At 59.6% G+C, this 18,234-nt stretch carries 20 protein-coding genes; 3 read left to right on the forward strand and 17 right to left on the reverse strand.

The window, feature by feature from the left end:
• Positions 1-669: 669 nt before the first annotated feature.
• Positions 670-858, reverse strand: a complete 189-nt coding sequence (locus RE429_RS28650; RefSeq protein WP_414476221.1) for a hypothetical protein — start codon at positions 856-858, stop codon at positions 670-672.
• Positions 859-868: 10 nt separating this feature from the next.
• Here RE429_RS28650 and RE429_RS28655 point away from each other — a divergent pair, with 10 nt between their 5' ends.
• Complete coding sequence (locus tag RE429_RS28655; protein ID WP_414476222.1) at positions 869-1,027, forward strand: hypothetical protein; 159 nt, start codon at positions 869-871, stop codon at positions 1,025-1,027.
• Positions 1,028-1,264: 237 nt separating this feature from the next.
• Positions 1,265-4,633, forward strand: coding sequence for a PAS domain-containing protein (locus RE429_RS28660; protein ID WP_414476223.1), 3,369 nt, complete (start codon positions 1,265-1,267; stop codon positions 4,631-4,633).
• A 285-nt stretch (positions 4,634-4,918) separates the two neighbouring features.
• Here the strand turns inward: RE429_RS28660 and RE429_RS28665 are convergent, their stop codons facing one another.
• The 8 genes from RE429_RS28665 to RE429_RS28700 form a co-directional block, all read right to left on the reverse strand.
• The gene (locus tag RE429_RS28665) at positions 4,919-5,539 is read right to left on the reverse strand and encodes a hypothetical protein (RefSeq protein ID WP_414476224.1); all 621 of its coding nucleotides are present in this window, start codon (positions 5,537-5,539) and stop codon (positions 4,919-4,921) included.
• Between the two features lie 9 nt (positions 5,540-5,548).
• Entirely contained in the window at positions 5,549-6,205 is a 657-nt protein-coding gene (locus RE429_RS28670) for a hypothetical protein (protein ID WP_414476225.1), read from the reverse strand.
• 2 nt (positions 6,206-6,207) lie between these two features.
• Positions 6,208-7,368: a toll/interleukin-1 receptor domain-containing protein gene (locus tag RE429_RS28675; RefSeq protein ID WP_414476226.1), complete on the reverse strand. Its 1,161-nt coding sequence runs from the start codon at positions 7,366-7,368 to the stop codon at positions 6,208-6,210.
• A gap of 7 nt (positions 7,369-7,375) precedes the next feature.
• Positions 7,376-7,864, reverse strand: a complete 489-nt coding sequence (locus RE429_RS28680; RefSeq protein WP_414476227.1) for a TIR domain-containing protein — start codon at positions 7,862-7,864, stop codon at positions 7,376-7,378.
• Between the two features lie 922 nt (positions 7,865-8,786).
• Positions 8,787-9,452 carry an ATP-grasp domain-containing protein gene (locus RE429_RS28685; RefSeq protein WP_414476228.1) on the reverse strand — a complete coding sequence of 222 codons (666 nt, stop codon included), beginning with the start codon at positions 9,450-9,452 and terminating at the stop codon, positions 8,787-8,789.
• Positions 9,453-9,739: 287 nt separating this feature from the next.
• Positions 9,740-9,943 (reverse strand): hypothetical protein, encoded by a 204-nt coding sequence (locus tag RE429_RS28690; protein WP_414476229.1) that lies wholly within the window; start codon positions 9,941-9,943, stop codon positions 9,740-9,742.
• A gap of 398 nt (positions 9,944-10,341) precedes the next feature.
• On the reverse strand, positions 10,342-10,635 hold the full coding sequence (locus RE429_RS28695) for a hypothetical protein (protein ID WP_414476230.1): 294 nt from the start codon (positions 10,633-10,635) through the stop codon (positions 10,342-10,344).
• A gap of 29 nt (positions 10,636-10,664) precedes the next feature.
• Positions 10,665-11,756 (reverse strand): IS5 family transposase, encoded by a 1,092-nt coding sequence (locus RE429_RS28700; RefSeq protein WP_414476231.1) that lies wholly within the window; start codon positions 11,754-11,756, stop codon positions 10,665-10,667.
• Between the two features lie 117 nt (positions 11,757-11,873).
• Here RE429_RS28700 and RE429_RS28705 point away from each other — a divergent pair, with 117 nt between their 5' ends.
• Positions 11,874-12,071 carry a hypothetical protein gene (locus tag RE429_RS28705; protein ID WP_414476232.1) on the forward strand — a complete coding sequence of 66 codons (198 nt, stop codon included), beginning with the start codon at positions 11,874-11,876 and terminating at the stop codon, positions 12,069-12,071.
• 374 nt (positions 12,072-12,445) lie between these two features.
• On the opposite strand, the gene RE429_RS28710 is transcribed toward RE429_RS28705, so the two are convergent.
• From RE429_RS28710 to RE429_RS28745, 8 genes are all read right to left on the reverse strand, one after another.
• The gene (locus RE429_RS28710; RefSeq protein WP_414476233.1) at positions 12,446-12,784 is read right to left on the reverse strand and encodes a hypothetical protein; all 339 of its coding nucleotides are present in this window, start codon (positions 12,782-12,784) and stop codon (positions 12,446-12,448) included.
• A 221-nt stretch (positions 12,785-13,005) separates the two neighbouring features.
• A complete protein-coding gene (locus RE429_RS28715) occupies positions 13,006-14,025 on the reverse strand; it encodes a phosphatase PAP2 family protein (RefSeq protein ID WP_414476234.1) in 1,020 nt (339 codons plus the stop codon).
• Between the two features lie 100 nt (positions 14,026-14,125).
• The gene (locus tag RE429_RS28720) at positions 14,126-14,383 is read right to left on the reverse strand and encodes a DUF2312 domain-containing protein (protein ID WP_414476235.1); all 258 of its coding nucleotides are present in this window, start codon (positions 14,381-14,383) and stop codon (positions 14,126-14,128) included.
• A gap of 164 nt (positions 14,384-14,547) precedes the next feature.
• Positions 14,548-14,760, reverse strand: coding sequence for a hypothetical protein (locus tag RE429_RS28725; RefSeq protein ID WP_414476236.1), 213 nt, complete (start codon positions 14,758-14,760; stop codon positions 14,548-14,550).
• A 144-nt stretch (positions 14,761-14,904) separates the two neighbouring features.
• Positions 14,905-15,210, reverse strand: a complete 306-nt coding sequence (locus tag RE429_RS28730) for a hypothetical protein (RefSeq protein WP_414476237.1) — start codon at positions 15,208-15,210, stop codon at positions 14,905-14,907.
• A gap of 84 nt (positions 15,211-15,294) precedes the next feature.
• Positions 15,295-16,449, reverse strand: a complete 1,155-nt coding sequence (gene repC / locus RE429_RS28735) for a plasmid replication protein RepC (RefSeq protein WP_414476238.1) — start codon at positions 16,447-16,449, stop codon at positions 15,295-15,297.
• A gap of 173 nt (positions 16,450-16,622) precedes the next feature.
• Complete coding sequence (locus RE429_RS28740) at positions 16,623-16,835, reverse strand: hypothetical protein (protein ID WP_414476239.1); 213 nt, start codon at positions 16,833-16,835, stop codon at positions 16,623-16,625.
• A 330-nt stretch (positions 16,836-17,165) separates the two neighbouring features.
• Positions 17,166-18,038 (reverse strand): hypothetical protein, encoded by an 873-nt coding sequence (locus tag RE429_RS28745; RefSeq protein WP_414476240.1) that lies wholly within the window; start codon positions 18,036-18,038, stop codon positions 17,166-17,168.
• Positions 18,039-18,234: the final 196 nt, after the last annotated feature.

Raw genomic sequence — 18,234 nt, forward strand, 5'->3', positions numbered from 1 at the left:
CGCTCGCCTTTGGCCATGATCGCCCACACCATGCGAGCCATCTTGTTGGGCAGGGCTACCGCTGCCACCTTGGCCGCTCGCCGCGCCAGCAGGTGCACGAGCCAGGGGCGCCTCGTCCCATGCCGCTGGGCAAAGCGGATCGCTGCCAGCGCTCCGACCGTTCAGCATCGAGCGCAGGTAGCGGTTGCCCTGCTCGGTCACGCCGCCAATTCCAGACGTTCCGGAGATGAACGCTCAACTTCGGAGAAGACCGTTCATGGAGTTGTCAGGCCGCTTCCGCGCCGTCTGGCAAGGTACTGGGCGATCCCTGTTTGGGCTGCATCCAAATCGGCGTATGTGGGGTGCCCCAGACCTTCCAGCACACCAAACCTTGCTTCCAAGTACCACTGCCCCGGCGAGCCGAGCGGCGTCGCCGCCCAGTCATGGGCGCGGATGAGTGCACCCATCTCGCCTCCGCCCGAGAGAAAATCCAGTCTGCTGTTGGGTCCAAGGCTGCCGTGCATCGCGTTCGGTCTCGTTGGTGGCGCCTCATGTCCACGGGTCATGGCCTGCCCTTGCAAGGCCAGTCATGGCGTTTGGGATGACTTCGTAGGGAGGAGTCGGGATATAGGGACCCTGCGGCCTGCCATAAAGGCGGCAAGACGCTCCAGGCCCGCAATGGAAGCCACGTCACCGAGCCATCTCGCGGATGATCCGCACGATATCCGTCATGCGGTAGGGCTTGGGCACGAAGCGCGCATCCGGCGCCACGCCGCTGAATCCGGACGGCAGGGCGCCCGACGCAACCAGGACGTGGATGTGCGGGTAGGTCCCTCGGACCAGGCGCGCCAAGTGGAAGCCGTTGAGCGTCCCGGGCATCGTGACGTCCGTGAACACCACGCCGATGTCGGGTCTGGATTCCAGCAGGGTCACGGCGAAATCGGCGGAGGGGGGCCTCGAGCACCCCGAATCCATCGTCCTCGAGGGCATCGACAGCCATGGCACGGACCATGGGATCATCCTCGACGACAAGGACAAGAGGGGGTGAGGAACCGGATGGATGCATGGGGGCTGGGAAATAGCCTCAGCGGGAGGAGGATCAAGCCTTTGGACCATCCTGGTGACAGTTCCCTGCCCCAAGGGGTGAACTCCTATCTCGCGTAGGCGATGATACACATTGTCTCGAGGCCAGACCCTTGGGACGACGGTTGCGGTGCGGGGCGCGTCGCCCTAGATCGCATTCCGTCACCGAGGCCGCCCGGCCTAGCCTCCATCCGGAATCCCGATGCACGACCGAAGCCCACGGCCAACCGCCACCGATCGCGACTTCCTCTCGGGTGGCGGGGAGATGGGTGCCCGCATGCGCTCGCATGACTGGTCGGGATCGCCCCTGGGAGAACCCGAGACGTGGTCCCGGCCGCTGCGGATGCTCGTGCGGATGATCCTCAATGCCAAGCAGCCGATGTTCATCGCCTGGGGTCCGGATCTCGCTTTCCTCTACAACGACGACTACATCCCAATCTTCGGTGCCAAGCACCCCGACGCGCTCGGGCACCCCTTCGCTGCGGTCTGGTCCGACATCTGGACGCAGATCAGGCCACTGGTCGACCAGACCCTGTCCGGGCAGGCGAGCTGGCATGAGGACCTGCTGATCCCCATGGGACGCCACGGCTACCGCGAGGATGCCTGGTTCAGCTTCTCCTACAATCCCGTCTGGGATGATGACGGCACCATTGCAGGCATGTTCTGCGCCGCGACGGAGACGACCGGTAAGGTCCTTGGCCAGCGCGCCCTGCGGGAGAGCGAGGAGCGCACCAGAGGCGTGCTCGACGGCATGGATGAGGCCTTCATTCTGCTCGACCGCAAGTTCCGCATCCTCCGGATCAATCCGGCCGGGTTGAGGCTGGATCAGCGGCCCGAGGCCGAGATCATCGGGCGCACCCATTGGGAGGTCTGGCCCAACACCGAGAACTCGCCATTGGGTGAGTTCTATAAACGGTGCATGGCCGAGCGCGTGCCGGCCACGTTCGAGAACAGGTACACGTGGCCTGACGGGCGGGAGGCCTGGACTGAGATCCGCGCCTATCCGGCTCCTGACGGCCTCTCAGTCTTCTACCGTGACATCAGCGAGCGCAAGCGTGCAGAGGCCCAGCTTCGCGAGGCGGAGGATCACTACCGTCATACGGTCGAGCTGAACCCGCAGGTCACCTGGACGGCCCGCCCCGACGGACAGCTCGACCGCGTCGCCCAGCGCTGGCAGGACTGGACGGGAACCAGTGGGCTCGGCGGGACATGGGCAGAGGCGATTCATCCGGAAGATCTCGGCCCCTCGCGTGAGGCATGGACTCGAGCGTTCACAACCGGTGAATCCTATGACATCGAGCATCGCGCCCGCATGCGCGACGGCACCTACCGCTGGATGCACTCGCGCGCCTTTCCCCGGCGTGGTCCAGACGGGGCGATCGTCGAGTGGTACGGCACTACCGAGGACATTGCCGAGCGTCGGTCCAGCCAGGACGCCCTGCGGGAGGAAACCCGCGCCCTGGAGATCCTCAACACGGCGCTTGCCGCTGCCGCCTCGGAGCACGATCTCGAGCGGCTGGTCCAGCGTGTGACAGACGCAGGCGTGGAGCTCACCGGAGCCCAGTTCGGCGCGTTCTTCTACAACGTGGAGAACGAGGCCGGCGAGAGCTACATGCTCTACTCGATCTCGGGCGTTCCGCGTGAGGCATTCTCGAAGTTCCCGATGCCCCGCAATACGAAGGTGTTCGCGCCGACGTTCAACGGTGAGCGCATTGTTCGCTCGGACGACATCACCCAGGATCCAGCCTACGGACACTCGGAGCCGCATCGAGGCATGCCGGAAGGGCATTTGCCGGTTCGCAGTTACCTGGCTGTGCCTGTGACGTCCCGATCCGGTGAGGTGATCGGCGGCCTGTTCTTCGGACATGCGCAGACGGGCGTCTTCCACGAGCGCTCGGAGCGGCTCATCTCCGGGCTCGCTGCGGGCGCGGCCGTGGCCATTGACAACGCCCGCCTGTTCCAGAAGGCGCAACGCGAGATCGAGGAGCGCCGGCGCGCCGAGGAATCGCTGCGGCGCCTGAACGAAACCCTGGAAGCCGAGGTCGAGGAGCGCACGAGGGAGCGGGATCAGATCTGGCAGCTCAGCACCGACCTGATGGACGTCTGCCGCTCGGACGGAACGCTGGTTGCCGTCAACCCGGCTTGGACGACGATGCTCGGCTGGTCCGAGGAGGAACTGCTCGCCAGCAACTTTCTTGGGCTCATCCATCCCGATGATGTCGAGGGCACGCTCGCCGAACTTGGGAGCCTTGACCAGGGTGCCCAAACCTTCCGGTTCGAGAACCGCTTTCGCGCCAAGGACGGCAGCTACCGGCTGATCTCGTGGACGGCAGTGCCGAAGGAGGGACTGTTCTACGCCATCGGCCGCGACATCACGGCGGAGCGAGCGGCAGCCGAGGCGTTGCGTCAGACCGAGGAGGCCCTGCGGCAGTCGCAGAAGATGGAGAGCATCGGCCAGCTCACCGGGGGCATCGCGCACGACTTCAACAACCTGTTGACCGGGATCGTGGGATCCCTCGACATGCTGCGCACACGCGTTTCGCAGGGGCGTCTCGAGACCGTCGATCGCTACATCACGGCAGCCACGACGTCCGCCAACCGCGCCGCCGCCCTGACGCACCGTCTGCTCGCCTTTGCCCGCCGCCAGCCGCTCGATCCCCGGCCCGTGCAGGCGAACGCGCTCGTTGCTTCCTTGGAGGACCTGTTCCGGCGCACCGTTGGCGAGACGGTGACGTTGGAGGTCGTGCTGGCGGGAGGCCTCTGGCCGACCCTCTGCGATCCCAACCAACTGGAGAGTGCGCTTCTCAACCTCGTCATCAACGCTCGCGACGCGATGCCGGACGGCGGCAAGCTCACGATTGAGACCTGCAACGCCCACCTGGATGAGGCCTACATCGCGGCGCAGCGGGACGTGAAGCCCGGCCAGTATGTCTGCATCTGCGTAACGGACACGGGAACAGGCATGCCGCAGGACGTGATCGAGCGGGCGTTCGACCCATTCTTCACGACAAAGCCCATTGGTCAGGGGACCGGATTAGGGCTGTCGATGGTCTATGGGTTCGCCCGTCAGTCGGAAGGTCACGCCAAGATCTACAGCGAACTCGGCCAGGGCACGACGATCAAACTCTACCTGCCCCGCTACCGCGGCGAAACGGACGCGCAGATCGAGGCCGCGACGCTGGCCGAGGCGCCGCGCGCCGAGTCAGGCGAGACCGTGCTGGTGGTCGAGGACGAGCCGGTGGTGCGCAGCCTGATCATCGAGGTGCTGGAGGATCTCGGCTACCGGACGCTGGAGGCAGCGGACGGACCGGAAGGGCTGAAGATCCTCCAGTCCCGGCGGCGCATCGACCTCCTGATCACGGACGTGGGTCTGCCAGGCCTGAACGGGCGCCAGCTCGCCGACGCCGCCCGGGAACGCCGCCGCGACCTCAAGGTGCTGTTCATCACGGGTTACGCCGAGAATGCCACCCTGGCGGCGGGCTTCCTGGAGCCCGGCATGCAGATGATCACGAAGCCGTTTGCGGTCGATGCTCTAGCGCAGAAGATCCGGTCGATCATTCGGGACGAATGAAAACGATGCTGTGAAACGCCTGAGCATTAGACAGCGAAAACTGCTGGGTGGCCATCTCGGCTCAGGGTCAGCCAGGGAAGTAGACGGGACGCATTTGAACGTCCGCTCTGCCCTTCCAACTAGACTATCAAATTTCTTCTTTTTGGAGTGAGGCAGATCAATGGGTCTCTCAGGAAAATCTTAGCCAAACTCGAAAATAAGTACATATGGGACAGGTGGTTAGCGGAAGCCGTGATTCATCTTTTGGCCGGGTCTACACTCACTTTCAGCTTTCGAGGAAGGCCCTTACCGTCTTACTCCACCGATCACGCGCGGCCGCATGAAGTCGCGAGGATCAGTGCGCCACGACTCAAATGATCGAGAATTTGGGGCCTCGAATATCATGACGCCACCCGGTCCCGCGACAACTGGTCGAACTACCTTCAAGCGACCCTGCTCGTCGACCTCGACATAAGGGTAGAGGCCCAAAAATTCGCGACCTCGGTAGTAGTGCTCGCCGTCTGGTAGTACAGGGAGAACTGCGATGGGACCGCGCCCGCCATCAAACCATCCGAGTTCCCAGCACATCCACAGTGATTGTGCCGCGCCGTCTGTATCGAGGAAGACAAAGGTGTCACTCACCCCCATGATCGCGCGAACCAAAGCAGCGTTCGCAGGTGTCACCTCGCTACGGTCGACCGCTGGTGCCTCAATCCAATCGCAGAATACGTCGTAGCCAAGGCTCGTCAGCAGATCATAAACACCAAGGACGATCTCGGCATCACGGATCGTCTGAGATAAAAAGATGTCGTAATGTGACCGGGGCTGACGCGAGACCCGTGTCAGCACCTCTTCGGCGCTCACTCCCTGCGCCTTGGCTCGGCGCCGGCCGCGTGCGCGGATCTCTGTATCGCGAAGAAAGGCCATCAGTGATTGTCAGGGTCTTGTAGGTGGACGCCAGAAACGCTGCTCGATCTCAGACGGTTGGTCCTGAGGGCTACGGAATCGCTCTTCTTTCACCGAGATCCCGAGATGGCGATGGAACAGCGCAACATAATCGCGGTCATCCGCCAAATCGGCGTCTAGCACTCCCACGCGAGCGGCGACTTCCAAGGTCGCGCCGCCGGTGGAGACGACTGGTACGACCGCCGCAGCTGGCTGCAGGCGCCGAAAGAGCTCGTACTCTTGGACAATCCCACCCATACCACCGATAAATACTGCTGCCTTGAACACATGGTCTGTGAACATTCGCTCGCGCATTGCGAGCAGGCTCTTCTCTCGATCTAGTCCGACCTCATCGGTATAGGTAACATTTTGGAATCGCTCATTGTCTTCCGGGAACTCATCCCTGAAGTGTCGAGACTGGTAGAGTTGAACCCACCGACCGTAATCGACTCCGATATCTTGCGCAACGACCCAGATCATAGGTGTGACCGCCGGATGTCCACCCCAAACAACAAGTCGGCGGCCGAGTGTCACATGCACCAGAGCCGAAACGGCCGCCGTTATCGCGACTGTGTCTGCAGTGGCTGCGTACTGTGGTCCGCGCTTTGAATCAGGCACCCCTGCAGAGAGGAAGATTGCCTCAGCCATGGTCAGGCCTCCCAAGCTGCGAGCGCCCAACCCGCTTCCGACACCTTGATCGCCCGGACAGCTCGGATGTGCTCGTCGAGCCATCGAAGATGCGCGCTCCATGCATCGCGGATGCCGATATGATCGTAAACCAGAATAGGCACCTCCCGCTGGTCAGCGCGGCGCGCCTTTTCAGCGACATCATTCAAGATCTCGGCAGTTGGTACTCCCACGATCGGGTAAGCCCAGATTCTACGATCATCGAGAAGGCGCACCGCAATCGCCCGATGCGCGCCAACTCCTTCGACGGAGGCGCCAATTTTCTCGACGTCAGACCTTAGCTTGCCAGTGATGGACATATAGCGAGCGGCAATGCTCCGACTTCGCAGCCGCTCGACACCAAGGATGATCGCATCCACTGTAGTCGCCGCGATCGGGCCATCATGCCCCTGCAAATCAGTGGGCTCAAGATAGATAGTTTCGGCAAGATCGGTGAGCTTGCTTGGCGTATGCTCCGGCCAAATGACACGAAGCACTTGGATTTCTTTCGCTCGAGCACGCCCGATCTCCTGCCGCGTCCAGCGGCTTTCGAAGTAGGTGGGAGTATCGAGCATCACCATAACGTCCGAGTCGACCAGCCGGTGCCAAAGCACGTCCTGAAATGGATCACCTGGCCGAATATTGTGCGTGTCCAGGAAGACATCGAAGCCACGTGCGGTCAGCAGGTCATGTAATTGCAATGCTGCTGCACGCGACTCGGTTCGCCGGTAGCTCACGAACACTCGGCGCTGCCGCCTGAGCAACCCAACGCATTCAAGCAGCGCTGCTGCTAGCTCGGCCATTTCTGGGTCGTCGTGCCTTCGCTTGAGCCCATTGGCCGCTTGTAGGATATCCGGGATGTGAGCGCCAAAGTCTCCACCAGCAGGGATGATTGGAATGATCGGCGCACTAGATCGAATTACCTCCTGTGCCGCATCGACATCGGTGTTGACGGCTCCGCCAAAATAGGTCGCAGCAAAGGCGGCTCTCTTATCCCTATGTGGTAGTGTGGCTGCATCATGGATGACGATGTCGTCTCCTAGCACGAGCCCGAAATCTGCGACCATATTGCCAAGCGTTGCGGTGAGAGTGGCTCGGTCCTCAGGTGCCGCCGAGCCAAGTATAGCGAACTCATACACGCTCATTAGAGCCTCAGCGCCCAGCTGCCTTGGCAGCCGCTTCGATCCAGGACGGCATGTTATTGTACCCGTTGTCACGTACCCAGTCATAGGTTCTGTACAAGCTAGAGAACGGCACATCGCGTCCGTGTTGTTTCACCGTCCAATAGTCGAGCGGGTTCTTGCCCTGCCTGTCCGTGCCCGACTGAGGATCTTTCACATTATGGATATCGATTGCGAGCAGCCCTTTGCCGAGTTCATAGCTGCGCTTAATCTCGTGGCGGACCCATTCGCGCTCATAGGTCTCGGCACCGAAGAGGACCACCGTTACAGACGTTCCCTTAAGTTGTTCCTCGATCCACTTCTCGATACCACCGGCGCGCTTCTTGGCCTCCTCGAACTCGGCCTTGTCGTAGAATGGCTGCGCATCTCCACCCGGCCGAACGACCCAAGAGTTCCGAACTTGGACCACACGTCGAACGTCGCGATCATAGTGGAAGCTAAAGAACACCCTACGAGCCATCAATTCCTCCCTAATGACTAAAGACCTATATCAGTTCGGCTTCGTTGTGTCAGCGGGGCAGCAAAAGCGCAGCTTAATAAATGATACTTTAATACGTACCTGAGTAATTTAGTCGATATCAGCCACTTAAAACGCGCGCGATACGGCTTACCAACAAATCCCAATAACAGCACTCCAGTGTTCCATACCAGTTGGTTCACCGTAGCGCAGAGTGCAAACAACATTCGATAGTCTATGCGCTGACCGATGCGGAGCAGTACCTAACGCCCCAGTGTTAGGGAGGCCTCGCCTGCTATAACCGCATAGACGAATACTCCAATAGCAACGAACAATCCTATGAAACTATTGCGAAGCGACTGATATGCGGTTTCATTTCGTAAATGGCGGGCTATGCTTACTAGTTGGTTTCGCGCAAGCGAGTTCGCTAAAAACCGTCGCCTTGCTGCCACTGCCTTTTCTGGCAAGCCCGTGGGGCCAAATCCATACGACGGTAGAGTTCGCATTGCTCCCAACGCCACAAAGCCACCGGAGAGCGAGTAAAACACAGTTGCAAGAATGGCAGAAGCGCAAAGAGCCTTCGTTTGTGGCGAGCAAATCCTGTCCAAGAACAGAGGTGAGAGCGCCCCAAAAACTGTAAGAGCTAAGGAAATTGAGAGCGTCAACTTGAATGTCTTCTCGTCAGTAGCTGCGGCTCGCTGGCGTTCATCTTGAAGCATAGCCCTCAGCTCGTCTATACTTAAGGTCACGTAATTTTCCGTAGCGACTGGGTCTGCTTCAAGGGCGGCCTCCCGCAGCTTACGGCGTTTTCGCACAATGTAGGTGACGTAGGGAAAGCATTCTTCCAGGAGGCGCTTCCCAGCCCCTACAAGATGCCTCCTTACGCTCAAGCACATCGCTCGGAAATTCGTGGTGAACGAATTGGTCATTCGCCAAACGCTCCTCCGCACGCCAGCCATCGCGCGATAACCTGGTCGAGTGGGCGGTGTGGTTCAACAAGCCATCCAAATTCGCCAGTTGGGTTCACCTCAACGAAGGAAAATCCATCAGCAGTCTCAATCAAATCGATCCCGCCGAACGATAGGCCCACCTCGCGAAGAAGATGCTTGCAAGAACTCGCGACAGCTGGTGGCAAGTCGCCGTCCTCATACCGAAGGTCAGCCTTCGGAGTGCGTCGCCAATCGCCTTCGATGCCACGGCTGTCCTTTAGGATGCGAACAGGATAGATCTCGTCGCCAATCACAGTTACCCGCCAGTCTACCTTTCCCGTCTTCAAATCTTGAGCGATTAGCGGGGACTGCGGTGTTGCCCTGTTGTCTAGCGAATCCGCCCTGGCCGCATTGGCGTATGCGAACAGGGTCTCATCTCCTTCGCGGATGAGCACTGTATCGAGAGGCTTGATCATCACATCGGATGGAAACAACTCCTGGATGGCACTGGCATCGTTTGAAACGAGCGTAGAAGGCACTGTGAAACCCACACGTTGGGCCACTGCGAGTTGGAACGGTTTCGTCTCCGCTTGGTATGTCTCGCGTGGGTGATTCATCCATGCCACTGAGTCAAAAACAGTCAGCGCACGAAGGAAGGCCATCCACTGTGATCGCTCAAGCTGAGCGACGCGATCGAGGGGCTGCTCTGGAGTGTTTCGCAAGAAAACGGGTTGCCGGTACCAAATGGAGCGCAAGTCAGGTCCGATAGACCAGCTTGTGTCTGCAAGTGCGACTCGCAACGAAGGCTCGAGTGGATCGAGTGACAACCTCATTGTCGAGAGTTGCTCGCGATTTAATCGTAGGAATGGGACCTCGCGCTCACGAAGCTGCAGAGCTACCATGTCAGCGGCGAAGTCATAAAGGTCTGCTAGGATGAGAACCCGTGGGCTCATTCGCCTTTCCGGTCTTCGCCGGTCTCCTGATCCATCTTCTTCGAAACGGGCCCAGCGAAGATCGGGGATACCTCAATCAATGGACGGCCATGCAAGACCCACAAGCCTGCCTCGATATCGTATTCAGCTTCAGCAAGTAGATCAGGAGTATCGCGATACGGCTTACGCACTGCGAGCTCTAGCAAGATGTGGTCGGCCATCTTGGCTGGGTCCTTTTGGATATCATAGAGGTGGGTATCACCTTCTGTTGCAAGCGTAATCTTTGCGGTAAATAGGAAAATCTGCAGAGCCTCTGAATGATATATCGGTAGGCTTCTCCTTATGGTGCCTATAACCTAGTGATTCTGCCATGTGATAAAACCAGAGGGTTCAGGGCAGCTCCGGCAATCAGGTCAAGAGCATCAGAATGGGTGCGTGGGAGCCTAGATGATGGGACTTCGTGCCTTCTCTATCCATCCATCAGGACCTCAGGCGATGCCGACGTAGCGCTCAGACCAAGCGAACGGCTTCCTAAGGGCTGCGTCCAACAATTGTGTTGGTCCAACGAGGACGGCTTGGCGCTCTGCCCGGGTTACGGCCGTGTAGAGCCAGGATGGCTCTAGCAGGCTGTTGAAGAAGTCCATCGGCGGGCGATGAAGTTTGCTTCATCGGCGCCGTGGAAGCAGATTGCGCCCTTAAGAGAGCCGTCAGGCTGGAGCTCAGCCCAGCCGTCGCCGCTTGCCACATCCATCTCGTCGTTACCTTCCCACGAGAATGCAACGGCATCTGCATGACCGCCACCGAAGATCTGGCCGGTCACACATCCGAAAGCGAACTCTCCCGCGCCGCCCTCCTCGAAGAGGATGTAGGCGAGCCCAACCATGTCGGGATAATCCTCGACATGGTCCGGCATCTTCGTGATGCGCCATTTGCCGAGGACGCTCATGTCGCCCCCGCCAGGAGCTTGGGCAGGCGCACCAGATTGTAGGCAGCGGCTGCGAACGTGAAGGCCAACTCCACCCGCTCAACACCCCGGAACCGGGTCTTGGCCTGACCGGCGACCGTTTTGATCCAGCCGAACGCCTCCTCTATGCGCTTGCGGATGCGCTGACTGATCGCGTAGCCCGCATGCCGGGTGGTGCGTCCATCAATAGCTGAACGCCGGCCGTTCGCGTTCTGCGCCACATGCGGTGTGACCTTCATGGTCCGCAACTCACGGACGAAGTCCTGCGTGTCATAGGCCTTATCAGCCCCCAGCGTGATCGCCCGTGATCGGTCGGCGTAGGGTTCCATCAAAGCCAGGGCCGCCGTGCGCTCGGCATAACCATCAGCGCGCGTCAGACAGGCGTCCACCACCAGGCCGGAGCGGTTCTCCATGAGCGCATGTCCGAGGAAGCACAGCTTCGCCTCCTTGCCGGCTCCCTTGCGGTAGAGCCGCGCATCCGGATCAGTGGTCGAGGCATGGGTGTCGTTCGAGCGCTTCTCGCCCCGGAAGTTGACCTCCCCGTTGCGCCCGCCACCGGCCGGCGGATCCCCGGCGCCGTCCTTGGGCGTGAAGCTCTTCATGGAAGCCCAGGCTTCGATCAGGGTACCATCGACCGAGAAGTGATCCGTGGAGAGAAGCTTCTTCACCCTGGGCTGGGCCAGCACGGCGGCCAGGAACTGGGCCGCGATGTCGCCGTCGAGAAGCCGATCGCGGTTCTTGGAGAAGGTGGAGTGATCCCACACGGCATCATCGATGCCGAGCCCAACAAACCAGCGAAAGAGCAGATCGTAGTCGAGCCGCTCCATCAGCTGGCGCTCGGAGCGAATCGAGTAGAAGGCCTGCAGCAGCATGGCGCGGAGCAGCTTCTCGGGTGCAATGGACGGCCGCCCCATGTATGGCGCGTACAGAGCCGCCAGTGCAGGCTGAAGCAGGACCAGCGCCTGATTGGCAATCGCCCGGATCGCCCGCAACGGATGATCCGCGCGCACCCGGGCCTCCAGATCGACATAGGAGAACAGCTCTCCGGTCCGCTCATCCCGTCCGCGCATTCATTTCCTCCGGTGGCCCGGCTCGAATGAATCACAGCCGAGCCCGCGCCGCCACGGACTTTTTCAACAACCTGCTAGAAGCAAGCTTGGTTCGAGGGCTACGACTACCCTCGGCGCTTGACTACCCTGAAGCTTATGGCAGGTCAGAGCATAGGCGAGCTTGATCCGAGCGAGTTCCGCCTTTTCAAAGCTGTGTCGCTCACCGTCGAAGGCTACTTCGACCGCGCGTTGGACTGGATTAACCTCAACAACGGTTCCGAGGACCCCGTTGAAGAGCCCACGGCGGTAATCGTTCTCAAGGTGAACAACCGGTGAGGTTCTTGGCCCCAATGGCGTTGCCCTCGTAGTAACAAAGGATGCGGCCGTCCTGCTCATCCTTCCCAACAATGGCGCTTCCCGGGAGGATAAGAGCCGCGGCCGAGGAATCCGGCTTGGGGACGTACACGTTGAGGATCATGGGACTGTTTCCGAGTGCGAGCGGTCGCGGCAACGGGCGGCCTGGTTGCTCAGGCCGCCCCTTGAGCGCTTGATTATCGCCACTGGTGTTGCCGGCGGCTCTTCCAATCCCGTTCGCTCTGCCGCGGAATATCCGACCAGTAGGTCGGCAGTGTGCATCGGAATGTTCGGTTAGGGTGGACCTAACGGAACCCGGGCATGTTCTCATGTCTGAAGAAGCCCATGTGGCCTCCTTATGCGGCAATGGCTTGGAGGTTGGCTTTGGCATCGACCGCAGCAAGAGCCTCAACCGTTCTGAGCTCGCTGAGAGCAGACAGGGCTTTCGTGCGGGACACTTCAAGCGAGGAGGCGAGCCGGATGGTCAGAAGTGTGAGGACCTTGTCGGCCTGAAGGCCATGGGTCGACAGGACAAATCGGGCATCCACGATACCCATGCAGATCAGGTCCTTCTCGTGCTCCGTCACGCAAATGCTATCAGCGCCGGAGGTGGCCCGCGCAAGCGCGCCCTCAAGAGCATCGATGGCTCCCAAGACATTGATGCCCGCTGTGACGAAGTCTCTGGTGCTGAACATGGTCGGCGTAAATTCTTTCGGGGTTTTCTGAAAAGGGATCTTCGAAAATGTCTTCGTCAAACAGATAGGATGCTTGGCTGCAGCGGTTCAGTCGCAGGGATCATTCGGGTTCTTGGCTCAGGAAACTTGACAGCCTTCCTTGCAGGAAGGAGCCACAGTGACGGCTGTCACCGGCACACAACGTTAAAGCACAGAGAAAGTGCCGTGCGTGTGACGGCAATTTAGAGTTCCGACGGACTGTGGATTAGGGGGATGGATTCTGATTGCTGCCACAATCGTTGGAGTCCCGTCAGGAGAATCGCTGCTGTAGCGATGGCAAGCGCGGCGCTCAGAATTCCGGCGAGAACATCGACCAGGAAGTGACTGCCGTGAAGCGGCGTTGCGACGAGCATCAGACTATTAAGGATGAGAGCCGGATAGCGGAGATAAGGAACATGCCAGAGCGCCCAGGCGAGCAGCACTGCGTTTGCAGCGTGGAAGCTGGGGAACGTGATCAGGCCGGTTGGAGCGAGCCGCGAGATGTTCAGAATCGAACCGTCACGGACGCCCATGATCTCGGGCACATGCAGGCTTGCCACCCTTACCGTAATGTTCGGGTGTTGGGAGGGATCGATCCCGTAGAAGTCGTAGGTGCCAAGCGCCGGCAGTAGCCATGCGATCCCGTAGGTGACAATGAGCGTCAGCAGGAGAGCAATCACCGAAACCTGCAAGACCCGATATCGTCCGAGACCGGCAAGCAGGATCGGGACCATGAGAGATTGAAAGCCTGCCGACATATAGACCCCGTAGGCGAGCGCGGTTAGCACGGGATGTTCATTGGCCCATCGGAGCATGGCGATCCAATCGAAGCCGAGTGCTGCGTCACCCCAGGCGAGGAGATGATCCCAGAACGGCTGTGACCGTGAGAGATAGCTGACGACATGGCCGAGATTGGCGAAAGCCAACGCCGAGAACGGCACGAGGGCAACTGTAAAGTACAGGGAGGCCATCCTTGGCTGAAAGCGTCTGGGATGGCTGTAGATCATGGCGCCGACAGCGGGAACGACGCCAAGTCCGAAGAGCGCGATTTGGGAGCCCGCGTCGAGTTCCAACGGCGTTCCGATCACGACGGCGACCTTGAAGAGGATTACCGAGAGGCATAGGAACCCGCACAGCAGCATGCCCGGAACCAATTCGTGCGAGCGTTTGCCCTCCCCTGCCTTGGAGGCGAGGTATGAAGACGATCTTGAGAGGAGGAGCATGGTTTTCTCGCTGGTGGGAACGGATCAAACCGATTGAAATAAAAAGACGAGGCGCGCCGCGCCTCGTCCTCACCCGAGCGTTAGGACGCCCGTGATTTACTTATTGCATCCCAAGTGCTTGCATGTACAGTTCAAGAACTGCTTCTTCTTCCATCCGTTCAGAATGGTCTTTCTTTCGCAGGCCGACTATCTTTCTCAGGACTTTTGTATCAAAACCATTGCCTTTCGCTTCGGCATAGACGTCTTTAATGTCGCCCGATATGCCTGCTTTTTCCTCTTCCAATCTCTCAATACGTTCAATAAACGCTTTAAGCTGGTCGGCTGCTACGGATTCTGTGTTGAAAGCTGCGTCGTCCATTTCACGAATCGTCCTGGTTTGTCGTGCTCGATGGCCGAATTATAACGCAGAAGAAACGCGAGTTAAATCGAAGCTTCAACGGGTCCGCAAGAGGACAGTCGTCGTGAATGCAGAGCGGGTGTTGGGTGTCGCGTCGAGTGCGGATGACGCACGAGTTCCGGTCGCTAGGTCTGATCCTGCTGGGAAGCAAGGATTTGGCTCCAGCGTGTCATCCATTCCACCTGATCGTGCTTGATCAGCTCGGCTAAGCCGAGCCCTTCCGCTACCCCTCGGAAATAGGCCTCGTTGGTGGTGTCGCCTCGATTGGCAGCGCGTTCTCCGAGATCTTGCACAAGCCTAACGAGTTTCGTGATCTCTTCCCGGTTTAGATCATACACGCGTGGACTCCTGGCAAGGCCGCCGGGTTCGATCGGCTGCAATTGTCTTGAGCCCAACCGATCGGAGTGTCTATAGGTGAGTGACAGCTTGGCGCCGCGAATGCGGCCCCTGCTGTCGTTGGTGCATGGACAGCGTAGTATGGCCTATGCGTTGGCGCGCCATTGAGCGCCGCGGTTTTGCAGCTTGCTATCGTTGGACGGCAACCCGGCCTGCTCCTGCACGGATCTGAGGAGGGTTGCGAATGCCGACAGATCCATTTCGGTGCAAGAAAGAATCTTGGCGAGCGTCTCCGTCGAGGGCCAGCGGTCTCGCCCGTCAGGGCTCACCCGTTTTGACTTATTGAAAGCCGTGGGATCAAGGCCGGCTTTTCGGGCAAGGCCAGATACAGACATGCCACGCTGCTGCGCAACCAAATCGATGACGTCCCAAAGGTCCTGATGTGAAAACATAAGCATATTCCATACGCAATAACGACCGAATCAATGATGGTTGCGGCTATATATCCTAAAGCTGGCGTGAAGGCTGCGTAGTGTTCAGCTCATCCGTCGTCTTCTCATCGCCAGGAGCTCGACGGCGAGGTCGATCTTGCCGGATTTCACCATGCGGGTGAGGGCGCGGAAATAGCCGCCCGGGTTTTTGATCCGACTCTCCCCCCCGTTCTTGGCCACGTCATCCTCGTAGAGCTGCAGGACGTAGATCACGGCTATGGCCGCCCGAACGGTGCCGATGTCTTCGACTGCCTCAGCCCAAGCGCTTTCATGGGCCCCGAGCGAGGCTCGAAGGTAGCGGCCGGCCGAGACGATATCCGCCAGATCCCGCACCGGTTGGCCGTAGTCACTGATGGTGGGGCAAGCCTCAAGGATCAATTCCGGTGATAGGTGCTCCGAGGTTTGTTCGTTTGGAAGAACCGCCTCAGCTTTCCTCGGAAAGCCCTTGTTACAAGCCTCGGTAGGAGATCCGTTGTTGTTATAAGTGTGGCGGCACACAGTTCCGGCATAGCCTGCCTTATAATAAGCCTCCTCGCATGCCCCTCTTAGATCTTTCCACTCGTCCAGAAGGTCCAGCGGCGTGGCTTTCGTGCTGCGCAACGGTGTCCTCGCCAAAAGGCCGGCCAGCCGGTCTTCGAGGTCGGAGCGATCCAGATCCGGGAACTCCTGAGCAAGGCTGTTGAGGGCCTCCTGGGCGGCGCGGCGCGCGATCGTAATGTCGTCGAAGGTGCGTTTCCGGGCTTCCCGGGCCTGCTTCTGCTCAACGATGCGCTCGGCCCACTCCCCGCGCCTGGCGTAGACAGGTGTCAGGTCGAACCCGAAAGCGTCGATAATCTCACCGACCAAATCCTTGATGGCGTACCGCTTTCCGTTGGGGGATTCCTTCGGGATAATCAGCTTGTGGTCGATGAGGACGCGGAATGCCTTGCGGATACCCCGCTCGGACAGCCCGGTTCTGGCAACCAGATAGTCGTTCGACGGCCACACCAGGAGCCGTTCCCATTCCTGCTCGCCCCAGCAGGCGACAAGCTCGGACAGGACCGACCGGGGCCCGTTCCGGAGTTCCAAGGCCTTGGCGGCATCCCGGGCCGCGGCGGACAGTTCCTTGCGCGTCACCGTGCGGCCGGTTTCGAGCACAAATTCTCTCGCGGCCAGAGCGGCATGTCTCAGCCGCCGGCCTCCTGACGATGCAAGCTGCATCGTACCCTCCATGTTGAGGGCAAAGCAGGAGCGTTCACCGAAACCGATGCTCTTGACATGCAGTTTGTCGGGATGGCATAAGGAACTTGTCACAGATTCCTGATGGCCACCCCTCGGTGGTTCTCCAAAGGCCCTCGAAGTTCCCGCTTCGTGGGCCTTTTGCTTTGCCTGGTTTACGTCACGACATTTCGATCCTTTTGGGCGAACATGGTCTCAAGAGCGTGGGTGATGACCTCCTGGCGTGTCTTGAAGCGGCCACTCTCGACGGCCTCGTCGATGGCAGCTCCGAGAAGTCCGGGTATCCATACGTTCAACTCCCGGTCTCCGCGTTCACGGCGAGACTTGCGGAAGCGTTGAACCCGCTCGATACCTTTCACGTCAGGCATGGCTATCCACCCGTTGCGCTTGTGACGTATCGAGAAATGCCCGATTCTGAGTTGGCTGTGGAGTCGCGCGTCAAGAATCCATTCACAATAGATCGATTCAGCGGTGGGAAACTTCTTTCGCTAGAATCATTTAGCCCAAAAGGCCGAATCAATTCGCATGTAAAAGCCAGGTTCCGGGTGATTCTCAGTTACGCACTTGATTCGAAGTAGCACAGTATTCGTGCCGAACTTGGACTCGCGATCCTGCAATATGATTCGGGCGGGTGCTGGCGAGAATGGTTAATGACTCGGCACGGAACCGCCACCGCAGCTGGATATTTGAATTAGATTCTAGGCCGCTATCGGGAGGTCGGTTTTAGTCGGCCGTGGGAGGCCTTTGTCCATGCGGCGCCGGATCTCCTGGCGGGTCGCGTGCGTGCCACACGGGAAGACGTAGGCATGATTGCCGTTATGCCGAAGTTTTCGGAAAGGTCCTCCCGTCAGAGCACGCTTGATGTAATCAGCCTCGGGTTCGCCTGGGGCCATCGCCGGCGCTCCGTGCAAGCGAAGGAATTCATAAGCATTGGCTGCGCCGCGCTCGCCGTTGCGGAGCTTCGAAAGCGCTCGCGGAGAGACGATTGACCCGTCGCGTGTCAGCCAGTGAATGCGAGGCGTCCCACGTCCCAAATATATCGAATTCCCAAAGGCCTGGTAGATTCGCCCGACGTGGCCGACATGCAGAAGATCGCCGTCTGCCGTCGTGCGCGGGACGGGATCACTATACGACATGCAAAGGTCATAGAGGGGGCGGCGGTCAGGCCGCTGCTTGTCTTCCGCGAGCAAGCGCAGGACCCTCGACAACAGCCAAGTTTCACCGTTGCCCCCGACATGATCTTTCAGAACAAAACGGCCAAGGTCGCAGAACTTGGCGTCCGGGTCTGCGCCATATGCGGCAGCGGCTTTCGGCTGCATCGGAACTGAGAAGACTGCCACCCCAACCAGTTCCTGCTGGAAAGAGGCGACCCTTTGGAACAACCCATAGGCCGCGATCGCTGCCGGATAAGAGCCCGAGTAGTGGTGCCGGATAACGAAGTCTCTGGCAACGGCGTCTCCGACGGGCTCGACGGAGAACTGGCTCGGATCAATTGGTTCCTGGGAGGGGCGATATGAGGCGCGGCGGCTATTCCACCGCATCGACAGGTCGAAGAGCGAGAGCTGGGTCATTTTCGATGGTGGGTTGAGAGGAGACACTTTGGGGGCTACGCGTGCGCGGTGGCATGCCGCGACGGCTGAGCCCAAAACAGAAAGCCCCACGTAGCGGGGGCATGGCTACGCAGGGCTCTCGGGGGAAAGGATCGTTGGGTTGATCCTCCAACACAGGGGTAGGCGTCGGCGCTTAAAAAAGGCTTATCGACGTGGG

Origin of the sequence: Microvirga sp. M2 (assembly GCF_047497095.1) — a bacterium.
In the GTDB taxonomy this organism is placed as follows: domain Bacteria; phylum Pseudomonadota; class Alphaproteobacteria; order Rhizobiales; family Beijerinckiaceae; genus Microvirga.